This is a genomic window from Paraburkholderia sp. WC7.3g (assembly GCF_050436345.1).
GTDB lineage: Bacteria > Pseudomonadota > Gammaproteobacteria > Burkholderiales > Burkholderiaceae > Paraburkholderia > Paraburkholderia podalyriae.
In genome coordinates this window covers 4,095,041-4,117,894 of record NZ_JBNDMA010000002.1, presented here as the reverse complement: position 1 = coordinate 4,117,894, position 22,854 = coordinate 4,095,041, and the positions used below count along the sequence as shown (strand labels likewise).

Sequence of the window (22,854 nt, the reverse complement as noted above, 5' to 3'; positions counted from 1 at the left end):
CGACACACCCCGACACACGGCACACCGCTCATCGCACAGGCAAGCTCAGACGTAAGGACGGGACATGGCATTCGGCGGACTCGAGAAGAAGCAGACGGCCGCGCCGATGGCCGAAATCAACATGACGCCGCTGATCGACGTGATGCTGGTGCTGCTGGTGATCTTCATCATTACCGCGCCGCTGTTCTCGCACGCGATTCGGCTCGATCTGCCGAAGGTCGCGGCGGCGCCCTCGCGCCAGACCCCGCAAACCATCTCGCTTTCCATCGACGGCGCCGGCCGGCTCTACTGGAACGGCAAGCCGATCACGCTCGCGCAGATGCGCGCGCAATTCGCCGAAGCCGGCAAGCAGGCGGACCAGCCCGACATCCAGCTGCGCGCGGAGCGCTCGACGCGCTACGAAGTGATCGCGCAGGTGATGGGCGCCGCGCAGCAGGCGGGGCTCGAGCGGATCGGCTTCGTGACGGACCCGCCGCCGCCCGCCGCGCAGCACTGAGCGCCGCCGGGCGTGCACCGCGCTCACGAATCTGGCCTACCCAGCGCCGCACTACGCCGCGCGGCGCACCCGTCCGCGAACGGTATAATCAGCCCTTTCCCCGCCGAAGGGGAAACGATGCAACGACATTCTGCAGAGCACCAGGCCGGTGCGAAAGCACCGAACCTAGCGATCCCATCACACCATGCACGAAAAATACGTTCCCTCCGACGTCGAAGCCGCCGCGCAAGGGCAATGGCGCGCCATCGACGCCTATCAGACGACGGAAACCACCGAAAAACCCAAGTTCTACTGCGTTTCGATGCTGCCGTATCCGTCGGGCAAGCTGCACATGGGGCACGTGCGCAACTACACGATCAACGACGTGATGTACCGCTATCTGCGGATGAACGGCTACAACGTGTTGATGCCGATGGGTTGGGACGCCTTCGGCATGCCGGCGGAAAATGCCGCGATGGCCAACAACGTGCCGCCCGCGAAGTGGACCTACGACAACATCGCTTACATGAAGAAGCAGATGCAGTCGATGGGCCTCGCGATCGACTGGTCGCGCGAAGTCGCGACGTGCAGTCCCGACTACTACAAGTGGAACCAGTGGCTGTTTCTGAAGATGCTCGAAAAAGGCATCGCGTACAAGAAAACCGGCACCGTGAACTGGGACCCGGTCGACCAGACCGTGCTCGCGAACGAGCAGGTGATCGACGGGCGCGGCTGGCGCTCCGGCGCGCTCGTCGAAAAGCGCGAAATCCCGATGTACTACATGCGCATCACCCAGTACGCGGATGAACTGTTGAACGATCTCGAAGGTCTCGGCTGGCCCGAGCGCGTGAAGATCATGCAGCAGAACTGGATCGGCAAGAGCTTCGGCGTGAACTTCGGCTTCCCGTACGAAATCGACGGCGAACAGAAGCTGCTGCGCGTGTTCACGACGCGCGCCGACACGATCATGGGCGTCACGTTCTGCGCGATCGCCGCCGAGCATCCGCTCGCCACGCGTCTCGTGCAAGACAAGCCGGAACTGCAGGCGTTCATCGACGAATGCAAGCGCGGCGGCGTCGCCGAAGCCGACGTCGCGACGATGGAAAAGAAAGGCATGGCCACCGGCTTCTACGTCACGCATCCGTTGACGCGAGAGAAGGTCGAGGTGTGGATCGGCAACTACGTGCTGATGAGTTACGGCGAAGGCGCGGTGATGGGCGTGCCGGCGCACGACGAACGCGATTTCGCGTTCGTGAAGAAGTACGGTCTGCCGGTCAAGCAGGTGGTGGCGGTCGAAGGCAAGGAATTTTCGACGCAGGCCTGGGCGGAGTGGTACGGCGAGAAGGCCGGCACGCTGGTGAACAGCGGCAAGTACGACGGCCTCGCGTACGACGAAGCAGTAGACTGCATCGCCGCCGATCTCAAGGAACTGGGCCTCGGCGACAAGCAGATCACGTGGCGCCTGCGTGACTGGGGCGTGTCGCGCCAGCGTTATTGGGGCACGCCGATTCCGATCATCCACTGCCCGAAGTGCGGCGACGTGCCGGTGCCGGAAAAGGATCTGCCGGTCGTGTTGCCGGAAGACCTCGTGCCGGACGGCACGGGCAATCCGCTCGCGAAGTCCGGGGCGTTCCTGAACTGCACGTGCCCGAACTGCGGCGGCGCGGCGAAGCGCGAAACCGACACGATGGACACCTTCGTCGATTCGTCGTGGTACTTCTACCGCTACGCGTCGCCAGATGCGAAGACGATGGTCGACGAGCGCACCGACTACTGGGCGCCGATGGATCAGTACATCGGCGGCATCGAGCACGCGATCCTGCACCTGCTGTACTCGCGCTTCTGGGCGAAGGTGATGCGCGACCTCGGTCTCGTGAAGTTCGGCGAGCCGGCCAAAAACCTGCTCACGCAGGGCATGGTGCTCAACGAAACCTACTACCGCGAAAACGAAGCGGGCAAGAAGACCTGGTACAACCCGGCTGACGTCACCGTGTCGTTCGACGACAAGGGCCGTCCGGTCGGCGGGGTGCTGAACGCGGACAGCCAGCCGGTCGTGCTGGGCGGCGTCGAAAAGATGTCGAAGTCGAAGAACAACGGTGTCGATCCGCAAATGCTGATCGATCAGCATGGCGCGGACACCGCGCGTCTGTTCGTGATGTTCGCGGCACCGCCCGAGCAGCAGCTCGAGTGGTCGGGTTCCGGCGTCGAAGGCGCGAGCCGCTTCCTGCGTCGCGTGTGGAACTTCGGCTACACGAACGAAGCCGCGCTGCGCGCGGGCGGGCGGTTCGACGCTGCTCAGCTCAACGACGCCGACAAGACGCTGCGTCGCGAGATCTACAGCGTGCTGAAGCAGGCCGACTTCGACTATCAGCGTTTGCAGTACAACACGGTGGTGTCGGCCGCGATGAAGATGCTCAACGCGCTCGACGGCGCGAAGGGTGCGCAGAGCGCCGTGCTGCGCGAAACCTACGGCGTGATGCTGCGCGTGCTGTACCCGGTCGTGCCGCACCTCACTTTCCAGCTGTGGCAGGAGCTCGGCTACGCGGAGGAATTCGGCCCGCTGCTCGACGCGCCGTGGCCGAAGGTCGACGAGAAGGCGCTCGAACAGGCCGAGATCGAACTCGTGCTGCAGGTGAACGGCAAGGTGCGCGGCGCGATCACGGTCGCGAAGGACGCGTCTCGCGAAGCGATCGAGCAGCAAGCGGCCGCGCACGAAATGGTCGCGAAGTTCAGCGAAGGCAAGGCGGCGAAGAAGATCATCGTGGTGCCGGGCCGTCTCGTGAACGTGGTCGTTTGACGTTCCAAGCCTTCATCCGGCAGATGGAGCGCCGCCCGCCCGGCGGCGTTCCTCGGCACCGCGAATCCACTGCGAACCAGGAGCGAATGTGACTCGCAGATCGTTTTTGACGCTCGCTTGCAGCGTAATGATGTTGTCGGCCTGTGGCTTCCAGTTGCGCGGCCAGCAGGACTACGCGTTCAAGCGCCTCTACGTGGCGGGCGGCTCGCCCGCGGCCGTCGCGCGCTTCACGCGCATGGTGCAGGGCGGCAGCGACACCGTGGTGGTCAGCTCGCCAGCCAACGCCGACGCGCTCCTGCAGATCACGCAGAACCGCAACGTCAGCACGTTGACGCTGAATTCGCTGGGCGTCGTCGCCGAGTATCAGCTGAACCTGCAGATGACCTACACGCTGACCGGCAAGGACGGCACTGTGCTGATTCCGGGCAGCGTGATCGCGCTGAACCGCGCGATGACCTATAGCGACCAGTTCTCGCAGGCGAAGGCCGCCGAGTCCGACATCCTGTTCGCCGACATGGAAAACGACGCGGTCGATCAGCTGATCCGCCGTCTCGGCGTGGTGCGCTCGCTGCATCCGACGCCGGCCGAGGCCGTGCCGGCCATCGCGCCGCGCGCGCCGTTGCCGCCGCCGCCGCTGTGAGCATCGCGCCGTTCGTGATGCGTCGAATCTCATCCACCCGGTCAACCGCCAGCCATGCAACTGCGACCTGACGCGCTCGAAGCGCATCTTGCCAAAGGCCTCGCCGGGCTGTACGTCGTGTACGGCGACGAGCACCTGCTCGCGCAGGAAGCGTGCGACCGCATCCGCGCGGCGGCGCGCGCGGCCGGTTTCACCGACCGCTCGGTGTTCACGGTCGAGCGCGGTTTCGACTGGAGCTCGCTGCTCGGCGCGAGCCAGTCGATGTCGCTGTTCGGTGACCGTCAGCTGGTCGAGTTGCGCATTCCGTCGGGTAAGCCGGGCAAGGAAGGCGCCGATGCGCTGAAGGCGCTCGCATCGACCGTCAACGACGACGTGCTGACGATGATCACGCTGCCGCGCCTCGATGCGGCCACGCAGAAGTCGGCATGGTTCACCGCGCTCGCCGACGCGGGCGCCGCGCTCAAAATCGATCCGGTCGAGCGCGCGCAGCTGCCGAACTGGGTCGGGCAGCGGCTCGCGGCCCAGGGTCAGCGGGTCGCCGCGGGCGAGGAAGGGCGGCGTGCGCTCGCCTTCATCGCCGAGCGCGTCGAGGGCAATCTGCTCGCCGCGCATCAGGAAATCCAGAAGCTCGGGCTGCTGTATCCGGCCGGCTCGCTGAGCTTCGATCAGGTGCAGGACGCGGTGCTCAACGTCGCGCGTTACGACGTTTTCAAGCTCAACGAGGCGATGCTCGCGGGCGATGTCGGCCGTCTCGCGCGCATGCTCGACGGGCTGCACGGCGAAGGCGAGGCCGCGGTGCTGGTGCTGTGGGCCGTCGTCGAGGAAGTACGCACGCTACTGCGGATCAAGCGCGGCGTCGCGGCCGGCAAGCCGCTCGCGATGCTCACGCGCGAGAACCGCGTGTGGGGTCCGCGTGAGCGGCTGATCGGGCCGGCGCTGTCGCGTGTCAGCGAAGCGGCGCTCGAGAAGGCGCTCGCGCTGGCGGCGCGGCTCGACCGGCAGGTGAAGGGGTTGTCGGGCGGCACACCGGGCAATCATCGCAATGATCCGCCGCCCGATCCGTGGGACGGCCTGTTCGAACTCGCCATGACGGTGGCCGCGCCGAAACCGTCGGCAGCGTCGCCAGTGCCGCCGCCGCGACCTCGGGCGCCAACGGCGGCGCCAGCGCGGCGGCCAGTCTGAAGCGGCACGGCTGATTCGCGCGAGCGTCGAAGCAGTGGTTGACGCGAGCAATCGTGTACCAACTGCCAGTCGTTCCACACATACAGACCAGCGTGTTTCGCGTGCCACGCGCCGAACCAAACGCATCGGCGAACCCGTGACAGCACTGCGCACCCGCCGCCCGCGTGCGAGCAAAGCCCCGGTACCCGACTTACAATCGTTTGATCTTTCGCTAATCTTGCCCGACCACCGCACGCCAACGTGCGGGGCATCACGAGAATGACCATGGATATCGACCAGTACATGACCGACCTCGGCCAGCGCGCCCGCCAGGCTTCGCGCGCGATGGCGCGGGCGTCGACCGCCGCGAAGAATGCGGCGCTTGCGGCCGTCGCCGAGGCTATCGAGCGCGATGCCGATCTGCTGAAAGCGGCCAATGCGCGCGACCTCGAACGCGCCCGCGGCAAGGGCCACGATGCCGCGTTCATCGACCGTTTGACGCTGTCCGACAAGGCGCTGAAAACGATGGTCGAAGGCCTGCGCCAGGTCGCCGCGCTGGCCGATCCGATCGGCGAAATCAGCAATCTGAAGTATCGGCCGAGCGGCATCCAGGTCGGCCAGATGCGCGTGCCGCTCGGCGTGATCGGCATCATCTACGAATCGCGCCCGAACGTGACGATCGACGCGGCCGCGCTGTGCCTGAAGTCCGGCAACGCGACGATTTTGCGCGGCGGCTCCGAAGCGCTCGAATGCAATACCGCGCTCGCGAAGCTGATCGGCGAGGGCCTCGAAGCGGCCGGTCTGCCGCAGGACGCGGTGCTGGTGGTCGCGACGTCGGACCGCGCGGCGGTTGGCAAGCTGATCACGATGACCGAGTACGTCGATGTGATCGTGCCGCGCGGCGGCAAGAGTCTGATCGAGCGTCTGATGAACGAAGCGCGCGTGCCGATGATCAAGCACCTCGACGGCATCTGCCATGTCTATGTCGACGATCGCGCGGACCTGGCCAAGGCGCTGAACGTCTGCGACAACGCGAAAACGCACCGCTACGGCACCTGCAACACGATGGAGACGTTGCTGGTCGCGCGCGGTATTGCGGCCGAAGTGCTGGCGCCGCTGGGCAAGCTGTATCGCGGGAAGGACGTCGAGCTGCGCGTCGATGCGGCGGCGCGCGCGGTGCTGGCCGATGCGGGCGTCGGTCCGCTCGTCGATGCGACCGAGGAAGACTGGCGCACCGAATATCTCGCGCCGGTGCTCGCGATCAAGGTGGTCGACGGCATCGATGCGGCGATCGAGCACATCAACATGTACAGCTCGCAGCATACCGACGCGATCGTCACCGAAGACCACGACCGCGCGATGCGCTTCCTGCGCGAAGTCGATTCGGCAAGCGTGATGGTCAACGCGTCGACGCGTTTCGCGGACGGCTTCGAGTTCGGCCTCGGCGCCGAGATCGGCATTTCGAACGACAAGCTGCACGCGCGCGGCCCGGTCGGCCTCGAAGGGCTGACGTCGCTGAAGTACGTCGTGCTCGGTCACGGCGAAGGCCGTCAATAAGCACGAACCGAAGCGCCGCAACAGGCAGCGCCATAACAACAAGGACAACAAGGACCACAAGGACCCGCCGATGCTCTGGGTAAAGACGTTTCACATCGTGTTGATTGCTTCCTGGTTTGCCGGCCTGTTCTATCTGCCGCGCATCTTCGTCAATCTGGCGATGGAAACGGAACCCGCCGCGACGGCGCGTCTTCTGCTGATGGCACGCAAGCTGTTCCGCTTCATGAGCTTCATCGCTGTTCCCGCGATCGCGTGCGGCCTGTGGTTGTGGCTCGTGATCGGCATCGGCAGCGGGCAGGGCTGGATTCACGCGAAGGTCGGCGTGGTCGTGCTGCTCGTCATCTATCACGCGTATTGCGGCGTGCTGCTGCGCAGCTTCGAGCGCGGCGAGAATCGCCGGTCGGACAAGTGGTATCGGATGTTCAACGAGCTACCGGTGCTCGGTATGCTCGCCGCGGTCGCGCTGGTGGTGATCAAGCCGTTCTGAGCGGCTGACGGCGTTCAGCGCGGCGCAGCATGTCACCGCTGCGAATCCACCCGCCGCCGGTGAATCACTTCCTTGGTCTGCGCGAGCTTCTCCACGAGTTCGGGCCCGCGGCTCAGCGCGACGCCGACCGCCAGAATGTCGCCGATCGCCAGATGCGACACCCGCGAGGTCATCGGCGAAAAAATGTCGGTGTCTTCGTCGACGTTCGCAAAGAGGCCCACGGTCGCGAGCCGCGCAAGCGGCGAGTTGCCGTGCGTGATCGCGATCACCTTTGCGCCCGCGTTCAGCGCGGCCTTCGCGGCATCGATGATGTCGCGCGTGCGGCCCGTGTTGGAGATCGCAACGACTACATCCCCGGGCCCGAGCAGCGCGGCCGACATCAGAAACGTATGCGGGTCCGAATACGCGACACTCGGCATGCCGAGGCGAAAGAACTTGTGCTGCACGTCGAGCGCGGCGATGCCCGAGCCACCCGCGCCGTAGAACTCGATGCGCTTGGCCTGCGCGAGTATGTCGATCGCCGCCGCGACGCTATCCGACGACAGATTGTTGCGCACCTGAATCAGCGCGCCGATCGTCCGGTCGAGCACTTTCGCGGCGACGCCCGGCGTCGGCTCGTCGGGCCGCACGTCGCGATAGACGGCGGGCACTTCGCTGGCGATGCCCTGCGCGAGGCGGATCTTGAATTCACGAAAGCCGGAAAAACCGAGCGCATGACAGAAGCGCGCGATGGTCGGCTGACTCACGCCCGCGCGCGCGGCCACTTCGGTCATCGACAGATCAAGCACCTCGCGCGGCGCCTCGATCACGTAATCGGCCAGCTTGCGCTCGGACGGGCGCAACTGGTCGCGCATCTCTTCCACTTGAGACAGCATCATCGGAAAACTCGCACTATGCTGAAGAACGTGTGGACTATATCCGATTGGTCGTTGGCGCACAAAAGCTAGGTACAAAAACTACATATCGATGAGTAGGTGTATTCCCTAAGTTTTCGATGCAAAGCGTTGAAGCACCGTCGATAGGGCGATTCGGCGCTTCATGCGATGCGGCGCCGCAGCAGAACTCATCGTTGCTGGCGTGTAGTTTTTCTACTAAGATGGTCGTCGTTCGATAACCCAACCCGCAAAACCGCCTGGCGTCATGCGTGCGCCGCCCCCAGCGACGAAGGAGCTCCGATGGTTTCCCCGCATTCGCAATTGTTGAAGGTCACGCAACGCGTGATCGAGCGCAGCAAGCCCACGCGTGAAGCGTATCTGGCCCGTATCCAACATGCGCAAGGGCGCTTCCCGGCACGTGGCGCGTTGTCCTGCGCGAATCTCGCTCACGGTTTCGCCGGCCTCGAAGGCAACGACAAGCTCGTGATCAAGCAGATCCGCGAGCCGAACATCGGCATCGTGTCGTCATACAACGAGATGCTGTCGGCGCACGCGCCGTACAAAAACTACCCGGACATCATCAAGCAGGCCGCACGCGAGAACGGTGGCGTCGCGCAATTCGCGGGCGGCGTGCCGGCGATGTGCGACGGCATCACGCAGGGCAACGCGGGCATGGAGCTGTCGCTGTTCTCGCGCGAAGTGATTGCGATGAGCACTGCCGTCGCGCTCACGCACAACATGTTCGACGCGGCGCTGTGCCTCGGCATCTGCGACAAGATCGTGCCGGGCCTGCTGATCGGCGCGCTGCAGTTCGGCCACCTGCCGACCATCTTCGTGCCGGCCGGTCCGATGGCGAGCGGCCTGTCGAACGACGACAAGGCCAAGACGCGGCAACAGTTCGCGACCGGCCAGTGCGGCCGCGACGCGCTGCTCGAAGCGGAAGCGGCCGCCTATCACAGCCACGGCACCTGCACGTTCTACGGCACCGCGAACAGCAACCAGATGCTAATGGAAGTGATGGGCCTGCATCTGCCGGGCTCGGCCTTCGTGCATCCGCACACGCCGCTGCGCGACGCGCTGACCGCGCAGGCCGCGCGCCGCGTGCTCGATCTGACGGTCGAGCGCGGCCACTACATGCCGATCGGCCATGTGGTCGACGAGAGGGCGATCGTCAACGGCATCGTCGCGCTGCTGGCAACCGGCGGCTCGACCAATCACACGCTGCACCTCGTCGCGATCGCGCGCGCGGCCGGCATCGTGATCGACTGGGACGACTTCGATGCGCTGTCGCAGGCAGTGCCGCTGCTCGCGAAGATCTATCCGAACGGCAAGGCCGACGTGAACCACTTCCACGCGGCGGGCGGCGTAGCGTTTCTCGTGCGCAATCTGCTCGAAGGCGGTCTGCTGCATGAAGACGTCAATACGGTCGCGGGCAAGGGCCTGAAGCGCTACACCGAGGAGCCGAAGCTGCTCGACGGCAAGCTGCAATGGGTGGCGGGCGTCGAGGCGAGCGCGGACACCGCGGTGCTGCGCGGCATCAAGGTACCGTTCCAGCCGGACGGCGGCCTGCGCCTGATGCAGGGCAAGCTCGGCCGCGGCGTGATCAAGATTTCGGCGGTCGCGGCGCAGCATCGCAAGGTACAGGCGCCGGCAATCGTGTTCGATTCACAGGAAGCGGTGCAGGAAGCGTTCGACAAGGGCGAACTCAAGCGCGACTTCATCGCGGTGGTGCGCTTCCAGGGCGCCCGTGCAAACGGCATGCCCGAGCTGCATCGTTTGACGCCGCTGCTCGGCGTGTTGCAGGATCAGGGTTTCCATGTCGCGCTGGTGACCGACGGCCGCATGTCGGGCGCGTCGGGCAAGGTGCCGGCGGTGATTCATCTGTCGCCGGAGGCGTTGCTGCAAGGCCCGATCGGCAAGATCCGCACCGGTGACATGCTGGTGATCGACGCCGAAGCCGGCGTGCTCGACGTCGAGATCGACGAGGCCGAATGGGCGGCGCGTCCTCATGCCGAACCGCTGCATCAAGCGGACAACGAAGTCGGCTTCGGCCGCGAGCTGTTCGGCGTGTTCCGCGCGGCGGCGGCGCCGGCGGAGCAGGGCGCGTCGGTGTTCGGCAAGCTGGTCGGCGAAGGCGGCGCGGCTGACGGCCAGCACGGCCACGGCAGCCACCACCAGCACGGTGACAAGCCCGGCCATCAACGCAGCGACCATCACACGAGCACCGCGCAAACCGGCGCGGCGCTGCAGAAACAAGGAGTCTGACTATGACGTCGAAAACAGTAAGCGATATCGTGCGCCTCGGCCCGGTGATTCCGGTGCTCGCGTTCGAAACGGTCGAACAGGGCGAACACGTGTCGCGCGCGTTGCACGCGGGCGGCGTGAAGGTGCTCGAAATCACGCTGCGCACGCCGGCGGGCCTTGGCGCGATCGAGCGTGCGTGCGAGCTCGCTGACGACATCGTGGTCGGTGTCGGCACGATCACGAAGCCCGAGCATTGCGCGCAGGCGAAGAAAGTGGGCGCGCAATTCGGCGTGTCGCCGGGTCTGACCAAGGACATGCACCAGGCCGCGCAGGACGCGGGTCTGCCGCTGTTGCCCGGCGTGATGACGCCGTCGGACATCATCCTCGCGCTCGAGCTCGGCTACGAAATCGTCAAGTTCTTCCCGGCTCAGCAGGCGGGCGGCGTGCCGATGTTGCAGGCGTTCCACGGGCCGTTCCCGGCGCTGAAGTTCTGCCCGACCGGTGGCATTACGGCGGAAAGCGCGCCGCATTTCCTGGCGCTACCGAACGTGGTCTGCGTCGGCGGTTCGTGGCTCACGCCGAAGTCCGCGCTCGCCGCGCAGAACTGGGATGAGGTCACGCGCCTCGCGCGCGCCGCGAGCCAACTGGCGGCGCCCGCGCACTAAACCCGCGACAGCGCATCGGTCAATTGAACCGAACAAAAGGAGTCTCGTCGATACAGCCGCATCAGGCTGTCGCGCCGAGGCTCCTTTTTACTTGATATGCGTGGTGGATTTGCGCGCGCTTTCGGGAAACAGACAGTAAAATTCAGCGTCCGCGCGGCTAGCCGGATTGTCAGGCATCGCGCAGGTTGCCGTGAGGCGAAGTCGCGGCCGCGTCCGCACTCAGAAATCAATAATTTAAAGGAGGAGCTTCATGGAAGCTGTCCACGGCAGCATGCTGCTGGTCTACGCGTTAATCGCGATCGCGTTGCTGATCTTCATGATCACGCGCTTAAAGGTCTATCCGTTTCTCGTCCTGATCATCGTCTCATTGCTGCTGGGCCTCGTGGCCGGCATGCCGATGCAGACCATCGTCAAATCGTTCGAAACGGGTAACGGCAACACGCTGGGGCACATTGCCGTCGTGGTCGGTCTCGGCACGATGCTCGGCAAGATGATGGCCGAATCGGGCGGCGCCGAACGCGTCGCGACCACGCTGATCAACTGGTTTGGTGAGAAGCACATTCACTGGGCGATGATGGTCGTCGCGATCATCGTCGGCTTGCCGGTGTTCTTCGAAGTCGGCTTCGTGCTGCTGATTCCGATCGCGTTCAACGTCGCCAGGCGCACCAACAAGTCGCTGCTGCTGGTCGGGCTGCCGATGGTCGCGGGTCTGTCCGTCGTGCACGGGCTGATTCCGCCGCACCCGGCCGCGCTGCTGGCCGTGCAGGCGTATCACGCGGACATCGGCAAGACGATCGCCTACGGTCTGATCGTCGGCGTGCCGTGCGCGATCGTCGCCGGTCCGCTGTTCGCGCTGCTGGTGAGCCGCCATATCCAGTTGCCGAAGGAAAATCCGCTTGCCGCGCAGTTTCTGGGTAGCGACGTGAAGGACGCCAACGGCGTGCAAAGTGGTAACGCCGCGAAGGCCGCCGCACCGAAGCGTGAACTGCCGGGCTTCGGCATCACGCTGGTGACGATCCTGTTGCCGGTGGTGCTGATGCTGGTCGGCAGTTGGGCCGACCTGGTGTTCGCGCCGAAGACTCTGCCGAACGATCTGCTGCGCTTCTTCGGCAACACCGACGTCGCGCTGCTGACGGCCGTGCTGGTCAGCTTCTGGACCTTCGGCGCGAGCCGCGGCTTTACGCGCGAGCAGATCCAGAAGTTCTGCGGCGAATGTCTGGCGCCGATCGCCGGTATTACACTGATCGTCGGTGCGGGCGGCGGTTTTGGCCGCGTGCTGATGGATAGCGGCATTTCGAAGGAAATCACCAACGTGGCGACCGCGGTGCATCTGTCGCCGCTGCTGTTCGGCTGGCTCGTCGCGGCGATGATCCGTCTCGCGACCGGTTCGGCCACCGTCGCGATGACGACCGCCTGCGGCATCGTCGCGCCGATCGCAGCGGCGGGCGCGGTGCAGGTGAAGCCGGAACTGATGGTGCTCGCGACCGGCTCGGGCTCGCTGATCTTCTCGCACGTGAACGACGGCGGCTTCTGGCTGATCAAGGAATATTTCGGTATGACGGTGGGGCAGACCTTCAAGACGTGGTCGCTCCTCGAAACCATCATCTCGCTGATGGGGCTGGGCCTGACCTTCGCACTCGCGGCGGTCCTGTAAGGAGTTTCAAATGATTCTGATCGCAATGGGCGTGTCGGGCGCCGGCAAGACGAGGATTGGCGAAATGCTGGCTGAGCGCCTGCATTGCACGTTCACCGACGGCGACGCGTTCCATAGCGCGGCGAACAAGGAGAAGATGCACCACGGCATCCCGCTCACCGATGAAGACCGCTGGCCGTGGCTGAAGACGATCCGCGCGGCGATCGAGGAAAAGCAGAAGGCGGGCGAGACGGCGGTGTTCACGTGCTCGTCGCTGAAGCGCTCGTATCGCGATGTACTGCGCGACGGCGACAAGGACGTGTGCTTCGTCTACCTGAAGGGTTCGCGCGAGGTGCTCGCGGAGCGTCTCGGGCATCGCACCGGGCATTTCTTCGATCCGTCGCTGCTGCAAAGCCAGCTCGATACGCTCGAGGAGCCCGGTGACGATGAGGCGGTCACGGTCAGCATCGAGCTGACGCCGGAGCAGATCGTCGACCAGGTGCTCAAGCAGGTCGAAGCGCGCTGAGTCTTCTTTGATTGATCCGCGTTCCAGCTTCGAACGCGGGACGAAAAAAAGCCGCTCCTCGGAGCGGCTTTTTTGCGCGCTGAAGCTGGGCCCGCGGATCAGCCGATCCGCTTCGCCAGCTCGGCGGCTTTGCCGATGTACGAGCCGGGTGTCATCGCGAGCAGACGGTCCTTCGCGTCCTGCGGAATCGCCAGGCCGCCGATGAAGCTCTGCAGTGCCTCGCGCGTGATGCCCTTGCCGCGCGTCAGCTCCTTCAGCTGCTCATACGGATTCTCGATGCCGTAACGGCGCATCACGGTCTGCACCGGCTCGGCCAGCACTTCCCAGCAGTTGTCGAGGTCGTCGTTCAGACGCTGCGCGTTCACTTCGAGCTTGTCGATGCCGCGGATCAGCGAGTCGTACGCGAGCAGCGAGTAGCCGAACGCGACGCCGATGTTGCGCAACACCGTCGAATCGGTCAGGTCACGCTGCCAGCGCGACACCGGCAGCTTGTCGGCGAGATGGCGCAGCGTCGCGTTCGCGAGGCCGAGGTTGCCTTCGGAGTTTTCGAAGTCGATCGGGTTGACCTTGTGCGGCATCGTCGACGAGCCGATTTCGCCGGCCTTGGTGCGCTGCTTGAAATAGCCGAGCGAGATGTAGCCCCACACGTCGCGGTCCAGATCCAGCAGGATCGTGTTCGCGCGCGAGATCGCGTCGAACAGCTCGGCCATGTAGTCGTGCGGCTCGATCTGGATCGTGTACGGATTGAACGTGAGCTTCAGACGGTTCTCGACGACGTCCTTCGAGAACGCTTCCCAGTCGAACTCCGGATACGCGGACAGGTGCGCGTTGAAGTTGCCGACCGCGCCGTTCATCTTGCCGAGCAGCTCGACCTTCGCGATACGCTCGATCGCCCGCGCGAGACGCGCGGCGACGTTGGCGATTTCCTTTCCGAGCGTGGTCGGGCTGGCCGGCTGGCCGTGCGTGCGCGACAGCATCGGCTGGGCGGCCTGCGCGTGCGCGAGCGCGACGAGGCGTTGATGCACCGAGCGCAGCGCCGGCAGGATCACGTGTTCGCGCGCGCCGGCGAGCATCAGGCCGTGCGAGGTGTTGTTGATGTCTTCCGACGTGCACGCGAAGTGGATGAACTCGCTCGCGCGCTCCAGTTCTTGCTGACCCTTCACCGATTCCTTCAGCCAGTATTCGACGGCCTTCACGTCGTGGTTCGTCACACGCTCGATTTCCTTGATGCGCGCGGCATCGTGCGCGGTGAAGCGCTCGGCCAGTTGCAGCAGGAACTGCTCGGACGCGTCGGAGAAGCGCGGCACTTCGGCGAAACCGGCGCGCGACAGCGCGATCAGCCAGTGGATTTCGACCGTCACGCGATTGCGCATGAAGGCGGCTTCCGAGAGCCAGTCGCGCAAGGCTTCGGTTTTGGCGGCATAGCGGCCGTCGAGCGGGGAGAGCGCGTTCAGCGCGAACAGGGTGTCGGGGCGGGTGTCGGACATGATGAGGACCGGGTTGAGGCGTTGAGCGCTCGGCGAGCGGATCGGAAACGGAGGGAACCGTGGATTTTACCACTGCGATCCGATGCGGCCGCCCGGATACGCCGGCCGCAGCTCGCGCCGCTAGAATGCAGACTTCTTCCCTCTCGCCGGCAAGCGCAATCGCATGGAACTGAAATGGCTCGAAGACTTCATTTCGCTCGCGGAAACGCGTAGCTTCAGCCGCTCGGCCGAATTGCGCCACGTCACGCAGCCCGCTTTCTCGCGCCGCATCCAGGCGCTCGAAGCGTGGCTCGGCACCGAACTGATCGATCGTTCTGTTTATCCGACGCGGCTCACGGCGGCCGGCCAGGTGTTCAACGAGCAGGCGCTCGCGATGCTGTCGCAGTTCCACGAGGCGCGCGCGCTGCTGCGCGGCCACACGGCGACGCCGCAGGCGACGATCGAATTCGCGGTCCCGCACACGCTGTCGCTGACGTACTTCCCGCGCTGGCTGCAGCGCATCGAGGCGCAGATGGGCCCGATCCACACGCGGCTGCGCGCGCTGAACGTGCATGACGCGGCGCTCTCGCTGGTGGAAGGCGGCTGCGATCTGATGATGGGCTATCACCATCCGAGCCACCCCGTCGCGCTCGACCCGGCACGCTACGACATGCTGACGCTTGGCCACGAGCCGATCAGCCCGTTCTCGGCGCCGGCCCGCGCGGGCCGGCCGCGTCATACGCTGCCGGGCTCGGCCGATGCGCCCGCGCCGTATCTGTCGTACACGCCGAACGCGTACCTCGGGCGCATGACAGAGGTGATTCTCGCGAACGCGCCGCAGCGCCTGTACCTGGACCGGCTCTACGAAACCGACATGGCCGAGGGACTCAAGGCGATGGCGCTCGCCGGTCACGGCGTCGCGTTCCTGCCGCATAGCGCGGTCGAAGATGCGGTGACTGAAGGCCGGCTGATCCGCCTCGATCGCGCGACGCGGGGCACGCCCGAAGGGCAGCTAACGCTCAGCATGGAGATTCGCCTGTATCGCGACAAGCTCGCCGCGAAAAGCGACGACGCCCGCCAGCTACTCGTGCGGCAGTTATGGGACGTGGTGTCGGAGGCACTCAGGCAGAGCGCCGCCTGAAACGCGGCACAACACTCAGGCTCGGACCTGCGTGGCGACGACGCGAATTTGCGCGTTTCAGAACGTTATGCAAGAAAAACATAATGAGATAAGGAAACGGCATTGGATTTCAATACGGCGATTTTCCACAATGCCCGTATTCGATCAAACGCCGGAGCGTTCATGTCATCCCAGCAAGAAGCCGCACAATCGATCCAGGCCGCCTCAACGTTGCAGTCCATTCCGTCCTACCTCAATCGCGAAGACCTCGGCCCCTGGGGCAACTATCTGCGTCAGGTCGACCGCGTCGCGCCGTATCTCGGTTCGCTGTCCCGCTGGCTTGAAACCCTGAAGCGCCCGAAGCGCATTCTGATCGTGGATGTGCCCATCGAACTCGATAACGGCACGGTCGCCCACTTCGAGGGCTATCGCGTGCAGCACAACGTGTCGCGCGGTCCGGGCAAGGGCGGCGTGCGCTATCACCAGGACGTTACGCTCTCCGAAGTGATGGCGCTTTCCGCGTGGATGTCGGTGAAGAACGCGGCGGTGAACGTGCCGTACGGCGGCGCGAAAGGCGGCATCCGTGTCGATCCGCGCACGCTGTCGCGTGGCGAGCTCGAGCGCGTGACGCGCCGCTATACGAGCGAGATCGGCATCATCATCGGACCGAATACCGACATTCCCGCGCCGGACGTGAACACGAACGAGCAGATCATGGCGTGGATGATGGATACGTACTCGATGAATCAGGGCCAGACGGCCACTGGCGTCGTGACAGGCAAGCCGATCACGCTCGGCGGCTCGCTCGGCCGTCGCGAGGCGACCGGCCGCGGCGTGTTCGTGGTGGGCTGTGAAGCGGCTCGCCGCATCGGTTTCGACATCGAAGGCGCGCGTATTGCGGTGCAGGGCTTCGGCAACGTCGGCGGCATCGCCGCGCGTCTGTTCCAGGAAGCGGGCGCGAAGGTGGTCGCGGTGCAGGACCATACCGGCTCGGTATACAAGTCCACCGGCATCGACGCGGTCGCTTTGCTCGCTCACGTCGCGAAGACGGGCGGCGTCGGCGGCTTTGCCGAAGCTGACGCGATCACCAGCGAAGAGTTCTGGACGGTCGAATCGGACATCCTGATTCCGGCGGCGCTGGAAAATCAGATCACCGAAAAGAACGCCGGCAAGATCAACACGAAGATCATCGTCGAAGGCGCGAACGGCCCGACCACCACGGCAGCCGACGACATCCTGCACGATCGCGGCATCCTCGTGATTCCGGACGTGGTCGCGAATGCAGGCGGTGTGACAGTGTCATATTTCGAATGGGTGCAGGACTTCTCGAGCTTCTTCTGGACCGAGGACGAGATCAACGAGCGCCTCGAGCGCGTGATGCGCGAAGCGTTCGCGGCGGTGTGGCAGGTGTCGAGCGAGCAGAACGTGTCGGTGCGCACGGCGGCGTTCATCGTCGCGTGCAAGCGGATTTTGCAAGCGCGCGAAATGCGTGGCTTGTATCCCTGATCGACTCTGTCCTATCTTGTTTGAAATGGCGGTTGCGCGGCCCGGTTTCCGGGCCGGGAGGCGCAACCGCCGCAATTTGTGCATCAGCGCGGTCCACAAGACGGCGTGTTTGACCGGCGGGCGGCATCCTATCGATGCCGCCCGCCTTCTCATATGCGCGAAACGGCTGTGCGACGGCGCCGCGTACCCGTCGCGGCGTGCGCGCAACAGAATGGTTAATAGCCATACTTTCAGAAAAATTACTTTGTTACACTGGCGCCGGTTCTTGCCAAGGAGATCAGGATGAAGATTAAAAAAGCTGCGCTGCTGCTCGCGACTCTCGGACTATTTACGGTTGGCGCGCACGCGCAAGACTCGGGCACGTTGAAAAAAATCAAGGACACGGGCGTCATTTCGCTGGGTCATCGCGAATCGTCGATTCCGTTCTCCTATTACGATGAGAAGCAGAACGTGATCGGCTACTCGCAGGATTACGCGCTGAAAGTGGTCGAGGCCGTCAAGCAGAAGCTGAACATGCCGAATCTGAAGGTGAAGCTCGTGCCGGTCACGTCGCAGAACCGCATTCCGCTCGTGCAGAACGGCACGGTCGACATCGAGTGCGGCTCCACCACGAACAATCTCGAGCGCCAGCAACAGGCCGCATTCACCAACACGATTTTCGTGATCGGCACGCGCCTGATGACCAAGAAAGATTCCGGCATCAAGGATTTCCCGGACCTCAAGGGCAAGACCGTCGTGACGACCGCCGGCACCACGTCCGAGCGCCTGCTTCGCAAGATGAATCAGGACAAGAGCATGGGCATGAACATCATCAGCGCGAAGGATCACGGCGAGTCGTTCCTGACGCTGTCGACGGGCCGCGCCGCCGCGTTTATGATGGACGACGCGCTGCTCGCCGGCGAGCGCGCGAAGTCGAACAATCCGGGCGATTTCGTGATCGTCGGCACGCCGCAATCGCGTGAGGCGTACGGCTGCATGCTGCGCAAGAACGACCCCGACTTCAAGAAGGTCGCCGACGACGCGATCGCGAAGGTGCAGACGTCGGGCGAAGGCGAACAGATCTATAAGCGCTGGTTCGAGTCGCCGATCCCGCCGAAGGGCCTGAACCTGAACTTCCCGATGAGCGACGACATGCGTGCGCTGTTCAAGAATCCGAACGACAAGGCAATCGACTAAACCCTAGCTGTCTTTTCGACACTTTCGAAACGCTGAACGGAACGGAAGGGGCCACGCGCTTCTTCCGTTTCTTTTTGCCGGAGTCTTGGTCATGTCATATCACTGGAACTGGGGCATTCTGCTGAGTCCGGTCTCCACGGGCGAGCCGACCACCTATCTGGGCTGGCTGTTGTCGGGGCTGTGGGTGACGGTCACCGTGTCGTTGTCGGCATGGGTGATCGCGCTCGTCGTCGGCTCGTTCTTCGGTGTGCTGCGCACGGTGCCGAACAAATGGGCGTCGGGCGTCGGCACCGTCTACGTCGCGATTTTCCGCAACATTCCGCTGATCGTGCAGTTCTTCATCTGGTATCTGGTGATACCCGAGTTGCTGCCTGTGTCGATCGGCAACTCGTTCAAGCAATTACCGCCGGGCGCGCAGTTCTTTTCGTCGTCGATCGTGTGTCTCGGGCTCTTCACCGCCGCGCGCGTGTGCGAGCAGGTGCGCTCGGGCATCAACGCGTTGCCGCGCGGCCAGCGCGCGGCCGGTCTCGCGGTGGGCTTTACGCAATGGCAGACGTATCGCTACGTGCTGCTGCCGGTCGCGTACCGCATCATCGTGCCGCCGCTCACCTCCGAGTTTCTGAACATCTTCAAGAACTCCGCGGTCGCCTCGACGATCGGTCTGCTCGATCTGTCTGCGCAGGCGCGCCAACTCGTCGACTATACGTCGCAAACTTACGAGTCGTTCATCGCGGTCACGGTCGCATACATGCTGATCAATCTGATCGTGATGCAACTGATGCGCTGGGTCGAATTGAAGGCCCGGCTGCCCGGCTATATCGGAGGCAAGTGATGCATCATTTCGACTGGAGCGGTATTCCGGGCGCGCTGCCTACGCTATGGACCGGCGCGATCATCACGCTCAAGATCACGCTGATCGCGATCGTGTTCGGCATCATCTGGGGCACCATTCTCGCGATGTTTCGGCTGTCGTCGATCAAGCCGCTCGGATGGTTCGCGCAGGGTTACGTGACGCTTTTTCGTTCGATCCCGCTCGTAATGGTGCTGCTGTGGTTCTTCCTGATCGTGCCGCAGGTGCTGCAAAGCGTGCTCGGTCTGTCGGCCGACATCGACATCCGGCTCGCCTCGGCGATGGTCGCGTTCTCGCTGTTCGAGGCCGCGTATTATTCCGAGATCATCCGCGCCGGCATTCAGTCGGTGCCGCGCGGCCAGGTCAACGCGTCGTTCGCGCTCGGCATGACCTATGGGCAGGCGATGCGCCTGATCGTGCTGCCGCAGGCGTTCCGCGCGATGGTGCCGCTGCTGCTCACGCAAGGTATCGTGCTGTTTCAGGACACCTCGCTCGTCTACGTGATCAGCCTCGCCGACTTCTTCCGCACGGCCACGAATATTGGCGATCGTGACGGCACGAACGTCGAAATGGTACTGTTCGCGGGCGCGTGTTATTTCGTGATCTGCGTGATCGCGTCGAGCCTCGTCAAAGGTCTTCAGAAAAAGGTCGCAAGATGATCTCTATCAAGAATGTTTCGAAATGGTACGGCCAGTTCCAGGTGCTGACCGACTGCACGACGGAAGTCAAAAAGGGCGAAGTGGTCGTGGTGTGCGGGCCGTCCGGTTCGGGCAAGTCCACGCTGATCAAGACCGTCAACGGACTCGAGCCGTTCCAGAACGGTGAGATCGTCATCAACGGCCAGTCGCTGACCGACAAGAAAACCAATCTGTCGAAGCTGCGCTCGAAGGTCGGCATGGTGTTCCAGCACTTCGAGCTGTTCCCGCATCTGTCGATCGTGCAGAACCTGACGCTCGCGCAGGTCAAGGTGCTCGGCCGCTCGAACGACGAGGCGACCACGAAGGGCCTGAAGCTGCTCGATCGCGTCGGTCTGCGCGCGCATGCAGACAAGTATCCGGGGCAGTTGTCCGGTGGCCAGCAGCAGCGCGTGGCGATTGCGCGTGCACTCTCCATGGACCCGATCGCGATGCTGTTCGACGAGCCGACCTCGGCGCTCGATCCGGAGATGATCAACGAAGTGCTCGACGTGATGGTCGAACTCGCGCAGGAAGGCATGACGATGATGTGCGTGACGCACGAAATGGGCTTCGCGAAGAAGGTCGCGCATCGCGTGATCTTCATGGACCAGGGCTTGATCGTCGAAGACGACCGCAAGGAAGACTTCTTCGCGAATCCGAAGTCGGATCGCGCGAAGGATTTTCTCGCGAAGATTCTGCACTGAGGGTTGGCGCGCAGGCCTCGTTTCGGGGCTCGCGCGGGACGAAAAAAAGCCGCTCCGTGGAGCGGCTTTTTGTTGCGCAGGCGTAGGGTGAAGGCTGCGGCTTACGACTCGAACGCTGCCGCGTCATCGGCGGCTTCGAGATCGGGTTCGCTGTCGGGGGAAAGCGTGGTTCCGCTCGTGCCCACCGCGTGCGCGCCGTTCGACGCCGCGATCGTCGTGGCCGACGCCGATGCGTCGAGCGCCGGATTGCGCAACTTTTCGAGCACCGACTGCGGCACCGGGATATTGGCGCGGCCGATCACGTCGCCATGCTGGAACATCAGCAGATCGCCGGGCTTGAACGCGGTCCACACTTCGTTGTCGGTCAGCGGCTTGGTCGCGATCACCGCGACGCGGTCTTCGGGCGTCGTGTATTTGGCGAAATCGATCGACACGTCCGCGTCGACCAGATGCGCGGTCGAAAACGGCCAGCGACGCACGAGGTAATGCAGATGCGTCGAGCAATGCGCGAACAGCGCCTGGCCATTCGACATCAGGAAATTGAACACACCGTACTGCGTGATTTCACGCGCGAGCGTCTCGAGCGCGGCAAACAGTTCATCAAGCGGCGGCTGCTGCGCGCCCGGAAAAGCCTTACGCAAACCTTCCAGCAGCGCGCAGAACGAGAGTTCGCTGTCGGTCGTGCCGACCGGCTGATACACGCCGTTCAGCTCCGGCGCGTAGGCCTGCAGATCGCCGTTATGCGCGAAGATCCAGTGACGTCCCCACAGTTCGCGCATGAACGGGTGGCAGTTTTCGAGCAGGATATGCCCTTGCGTCGCCTTGCGGATGTGCGCGATCGTGTTTTTCGATTTGATCGGGTAGCGCTTGACCATCTCCGCGATCGGCGACGTGGCCGACGATTGATGATCGATGAACAACCGGCAGGCTTTGTCTTCAAAGAAAGCGATTCCCCAGCCGTCGGCATGGTGATCGGTGACGCCGCCGCGCGCCGCAAAGCCGGTGAAGGAAAACGTGACGTCCGTCGGCGCGGCGCAGTTCATTCCGAGAAGTTGGCACATGTTGCAGGTGAGCCTGTGAACGGAGCGAGCCGTTACAATGATGATTTTTCAAGCATATCACCGAGCCGAACACGCCAAATAGCGAAATTGACCTGTGTTTGGGCCGCTACAACGCGGTTTGACCGGTCGATCAGCGAGGCGCGCGAAGTCTCGTATTCCTGCCATGACTGCTTCCAACGTTTCCCCCGATTCCGTCACGCTGGTCCGCCCGGACGACTGGCACCTGCACGTGCGCGACGGCGCGATGCTCGCGGCCGTGCTGCCTGACACCGCGCGCCAGTTCGGGCGCGCAATCATCATGCCGAACCTGAGACCGCCGGTCACCACGACCGGGATGGCCAGCGCGTACCGCGAGCGCATCATCGCCGCGATTCCCGAGGGCGCGATATTCGAGCCGCTGATGACGCTGTACCTGACCGACAACACGCCGCCCGACGAAATCCGCCGCGCGCGCGAAAGCGGCTTCGTGCACGGCGTGAAGCTATACCCGGCGGGCGCGACGACGAACTCCGACGCCGGCGTCACCGATTTGATGAAGTGCGCGAAGACGTTGGAAGTGATGCAGGAAGTCGGCATGCCGCTGCTCGTGCATGGCGAGGTGACGGATTCGGACATCGATCTGTTCGATCGCGAGAAGGTCTTTATCGACCGCGTGATGATGCCGCTGCGCCGTGCGTTTCCGGCGTTAAAGGTCGTCTTCGAGCACATCACGACGAAAGACGCGGCCGACTACGTCCGCGAAGCGGGCGTCACGCCGGAACTGCTTGGCGCTACCATCACTGCGCACCATCTGCTGTACAACCGCAACGCGATTTTCCAGGGCGGCATCCGTCCGCATTACTACTGCCTGCCGGTGCTCAAACGCGAGACGCATCGCGTCGCGCTGGTCGAGGCAGCGACCTCGAGCAATCCGCGCTTCTTCCTCGGCACCGACAGCGCGCCGCATCCGAAGGGGCTGAAGGAGCACGCGTGCGGCTGCGCCGGCTGCTACACGGCGCTGCACGCGCTCGAGCTCTACACCGAAGCGTTCGACAAGGCCGGCGCGCTCGACAAGCTCGAAGGCTTCGCGAGCTTCCACGGTCCGGACTTCTATCGTCTGCCGCGCAATACGGGGAAGGTCACGCTGCGTCGCGAGGAATGGACGCTGCCGGCCGAGCTGCCGGCCGGCGATACGCCGGTCGTACCGCTGCGAGGCGGCGAGTCGATCGGTTGGCGTCTCGTTTAAGGACGCGGT

Annotated in this window: 20 protein-coding genes; 17 read left to right on the top strand and 3 right to left on the bottom strand. The window is 64.1% G+C overall.

All coding sequences use genetic code 11. The annotated features are described in order from the left end of the window. Positions 1-64 precede the first annotated feature (64 nt). The 6 genes from OKW43_RS30585 to OKW43_RS30560 all read left to right on the top strand — a co-directional run bounded on the left by OKW43_RS30585 (position 65) and on the right by OKW43_RS30560 (position 7,117). Complete coding sequence (locus OKW43_RS30585) at positions 65-496, top strand: ExbD/TolR family protein (RefSeq protein ID WP_429451534.1); 432 nt, start codon at positions 65-67, stop codon at positions 494-496. A 184-nt stretch (positions 497-680) separates the two neighbouring features. Then, the gene (leuS, locus tag OKW43_RS30580) at positions 681-3,272 is read left to right on the top strand and encodes a leucine--tRNA ligase (protein ID WP_187635857.1); all 2,592 of its coding nucleotides are present in this window, start codon (positions 681-683) and stop codon (positions 3,270-3,272) included. A gap of 88 nt (positions 3,273-3,360) precedes the next feature. Beyond that, positions 3,361-3,912 (top strand): LPS assembly lipoprotein LptE, encoded by a 552-nt coding sequence (lptE, locus tag OKW43_RS30575; protein WP_187635858.1) that lies wholly within the window; start codon positions 3,361-3,363, stop codon positions 3,910-3,912. 54 nt (positions 3,913-3,966) lie between these two features. Next, entirely contained in the window at positions 3,967-5,094 is a 1,128-nt protein-coding gene (gene holA / locus OKW43_RS30570) for a DNA polymerase III subunit delta (RefSeq protein ID WP_429451530.1), read from the top strand. Positions 5,095-5,358: 264 nt separating this feature from the next. Beyond that, complete coding sequence (locus OKW43_RS30565; RefSeq protein ID WP_429451528.1) at positions 5,359-6,630, top strand: glutamate-5-semialdehyde dehydrogenase; 1,272 nt, start codon at positions 5,359-5,361, stop codon at positions 6,628-6,630. 70 nt (positions 6,631-6,700) lie between these two features. After that, positions 6,701-7,117, top strand: a complete 417-nt coding sequence (locus OKW43_RS30560; RefSeq protein ID WP_429451525.1) for a CopD family protein — start codon at positions 6,701-6,703, stop codon at positions 7,115-7,117. Between the two features lie 32 nt (positions 7,118-7,149). On the opposite strand, the gene OKW43_RS30555 is transcribed toward OKW43_RS30560, so the two are convergent. Next, positions 7,150-7,995 carry a MurR/RpiR family transcriptional regulator gene (locus OKW43_RS30555; protein WP_187635861.1) on the bottom strand — a complete coding sequence of 282 codons (846 nt, stop codon included), beginning with the start codon at positions 7,993-7,995 and terminating at the stop codon, positions 7,150-7,152. A 297-nt stretch (positions 7,996-8,292) separates the two neighbouring features. Between OKW43_RS30555 and edd the strand changes: the two genes are divergently transcribed. The 4 genes from edd to OKW43_RS30535 all read left to right on the top strand — a co-directional run bounded on the left by edd (position 8,293) and on the right by OKW43_RS30535 (position 13,060). Further along, the gene (edd, locus tag OKW43_RS30550) at positions 8,293-10,257 is read left to right on the top strand and encodes a phosphogluconate dehydratase (RefSeq protein WP_429451523.1); all 1,965 of its coding nucleotides are present in this window, start codon (positions 8,293-8,295) and stop codon (positions 10,255-10,257) included. Between the two features lie 2 nt (positions 10,258-10,259). Further along, positions 10,260-10,901, top strand: a complete 642-nt coding sequence (gene eda / locus OKW43_RS30545) for a bifunctional 4-hydroxy-2-oxoglutarate aldolase/2-dehydro-3-deoxy-phosphogluconate aldolase (RefSeq protein WP_429451521.1) — start codon at positions 10,260-10,262, stop codon at positions 10,899-10,901. Positions 10,902-11,151: 250 nt separating this feature from the next. Continuing rightward, positions 11,152-12,555, top strand: a complete 1,404-nt coding sequence (locus OKW43_RS30540; RefSeq protein WP_429451519.1) for a GntP family permease — start codon at positions 11,152-11,154, stop codon at positions 12,553-12,555. A gap of 10 nt (positions 12,556-12,565) precedes the next feature. Further along, complete coding sequence (locus tag OKW43_RS30535) at positions 12,566-13,060, top strand: gluconokinase (protein ID WP_187635865.1); 495 nt, start codon at positions 12,566-12,568, stop codon at positions 13,058-13,060. Between the two features lie 98 nt (positions 13,061-13,158). On the opposite strand, the gene purB is transcribed toward OKW43_RS30535, so the two are convergent. Next, complete coding sequence (gene purB, locus OKW43_RS30530; RefSeq protein ID WP_187635866.1) at positions 13,159-14,547, bottom strand: adenylosuccinate lyase; 1,389 nt, start codon at positions 14,545-14,547, stop codon at positions 13,159-13,161. A gap of 163 nt (positions 14,548-14,710) precedes the next feature. On the opposite strand from purB, the gene OKW43_RS30525 reads away from it, so the two are divergent. The 6 genes from OKW43_RS30525 to OKW43_RS30500 all read left to right on the top strand — a co-directional run bounded on the left by OKW43_RS30525 (position 14,711) and on the right by OKW43_RS30500 (position 20,559). Further along, positions 14,711-15,667 (top strand): LysR family transcriptional regulator, encoded by a 957-nt coding sequence (locus OKW43_RS30525; RefSeq protein WP_187635867.1) that lies wholly within the window; start codon positions 14,711-14,713, stop codon positions 15,665-15,667. 162 nt (positions 15,668-15,829) lie between these two features. Then, positions 15,830-17,152, top strand: coding sequence for a Glu/Leu/Phe/Val family dehydrogenase (locus OKW43_RS30520; protein WP_187635868.1), 1,323 nt, complete (start codon positions 15,830-15,832; stop codon positions 17,150-17,152). Positions 17,153-17,434: 282 nt separating this feature from the next. Continuing rightward, entirely contained in the window at positions 17,435-18,328 is an 894-nt protein-coding gene (locus OKW43_RS30515) for a glutamate/aspartate ABC transporter substrate-binding protein (RefSeq protein WP_187635869.1), read from the top strand. A gap of 91 nt (positions 18,329-18,419) precedes the next feature. Continuing rightward, complete coding sequence (locus OKW43_RS30510; RefSeq protein ID WP_187635870.1) at positions 18,420-19,160, top strand: amino acid ABC transporter permease; 741 nt, start codon at positions 18,420-18,422, stop codon at positions 19,158-19,160. Continuing rightward, complete coding sequence (gltK, locus tag OKW43_RS30505; RefSeq protein ID WP_187635871.1) at positions 19,160-19,837, top strand: glutamate/aspartate ABC transporter permease GltK; 678 nt, start codon at positions 19,160-19,162, stop codon at positions 19,835-19,837. Before OKW43_RS30510 ends, gltK begins: the two co-directional genes overlap by 1 nt. Next, complete coding sequence (locus OKW43_RS30500; RefSeq protein ID WP_187635872.1) at positions 19,834-20,559, top strand: amino acid ABC transporter ATP-binding protein; 726 nt, start codon at positions 19,834-19,836, stop codon at positions 20,557-20,559. The genes gltK and OKW43_RS30500 overlap by 4 nt, the downstream gene beginning before the upstream one ends. Before the next feature lie 101 nt (positions 20,560-20,660). On the opposite strand, the gene OKW43_RS30495 is transcribed toward OKW43_RS30500, so the two are convergent. Beyond that, positions 20,661-21,620: a class II glutamine amidotransferase gene (locus tag OKW43_RS30495; RefSeq protein WP_187635873.1), complete on the bottom strand. Its 960-nt coding sequence runs from the start codon at positions 21,618-21,620 to the stop codon at positions 20,661-20,663. Between the two features lie 163 nt (positions 21,621-21,783). Between OKW43_RS30495 and pyrC the strand changes: the two genes are divergently transcribed. Further along, positions 21,784-22,845, top strand: coding sequence for a dihydroorotase (gene pyrC, locus OKW43_RS30490; protein WP_429451512.1), 1,062 nt, complete (start codon positions 21,784-21,786; stop codon positions 22,843-22,845). Positions 22,846-22,854: the final 9 nt, after the last annotated feature.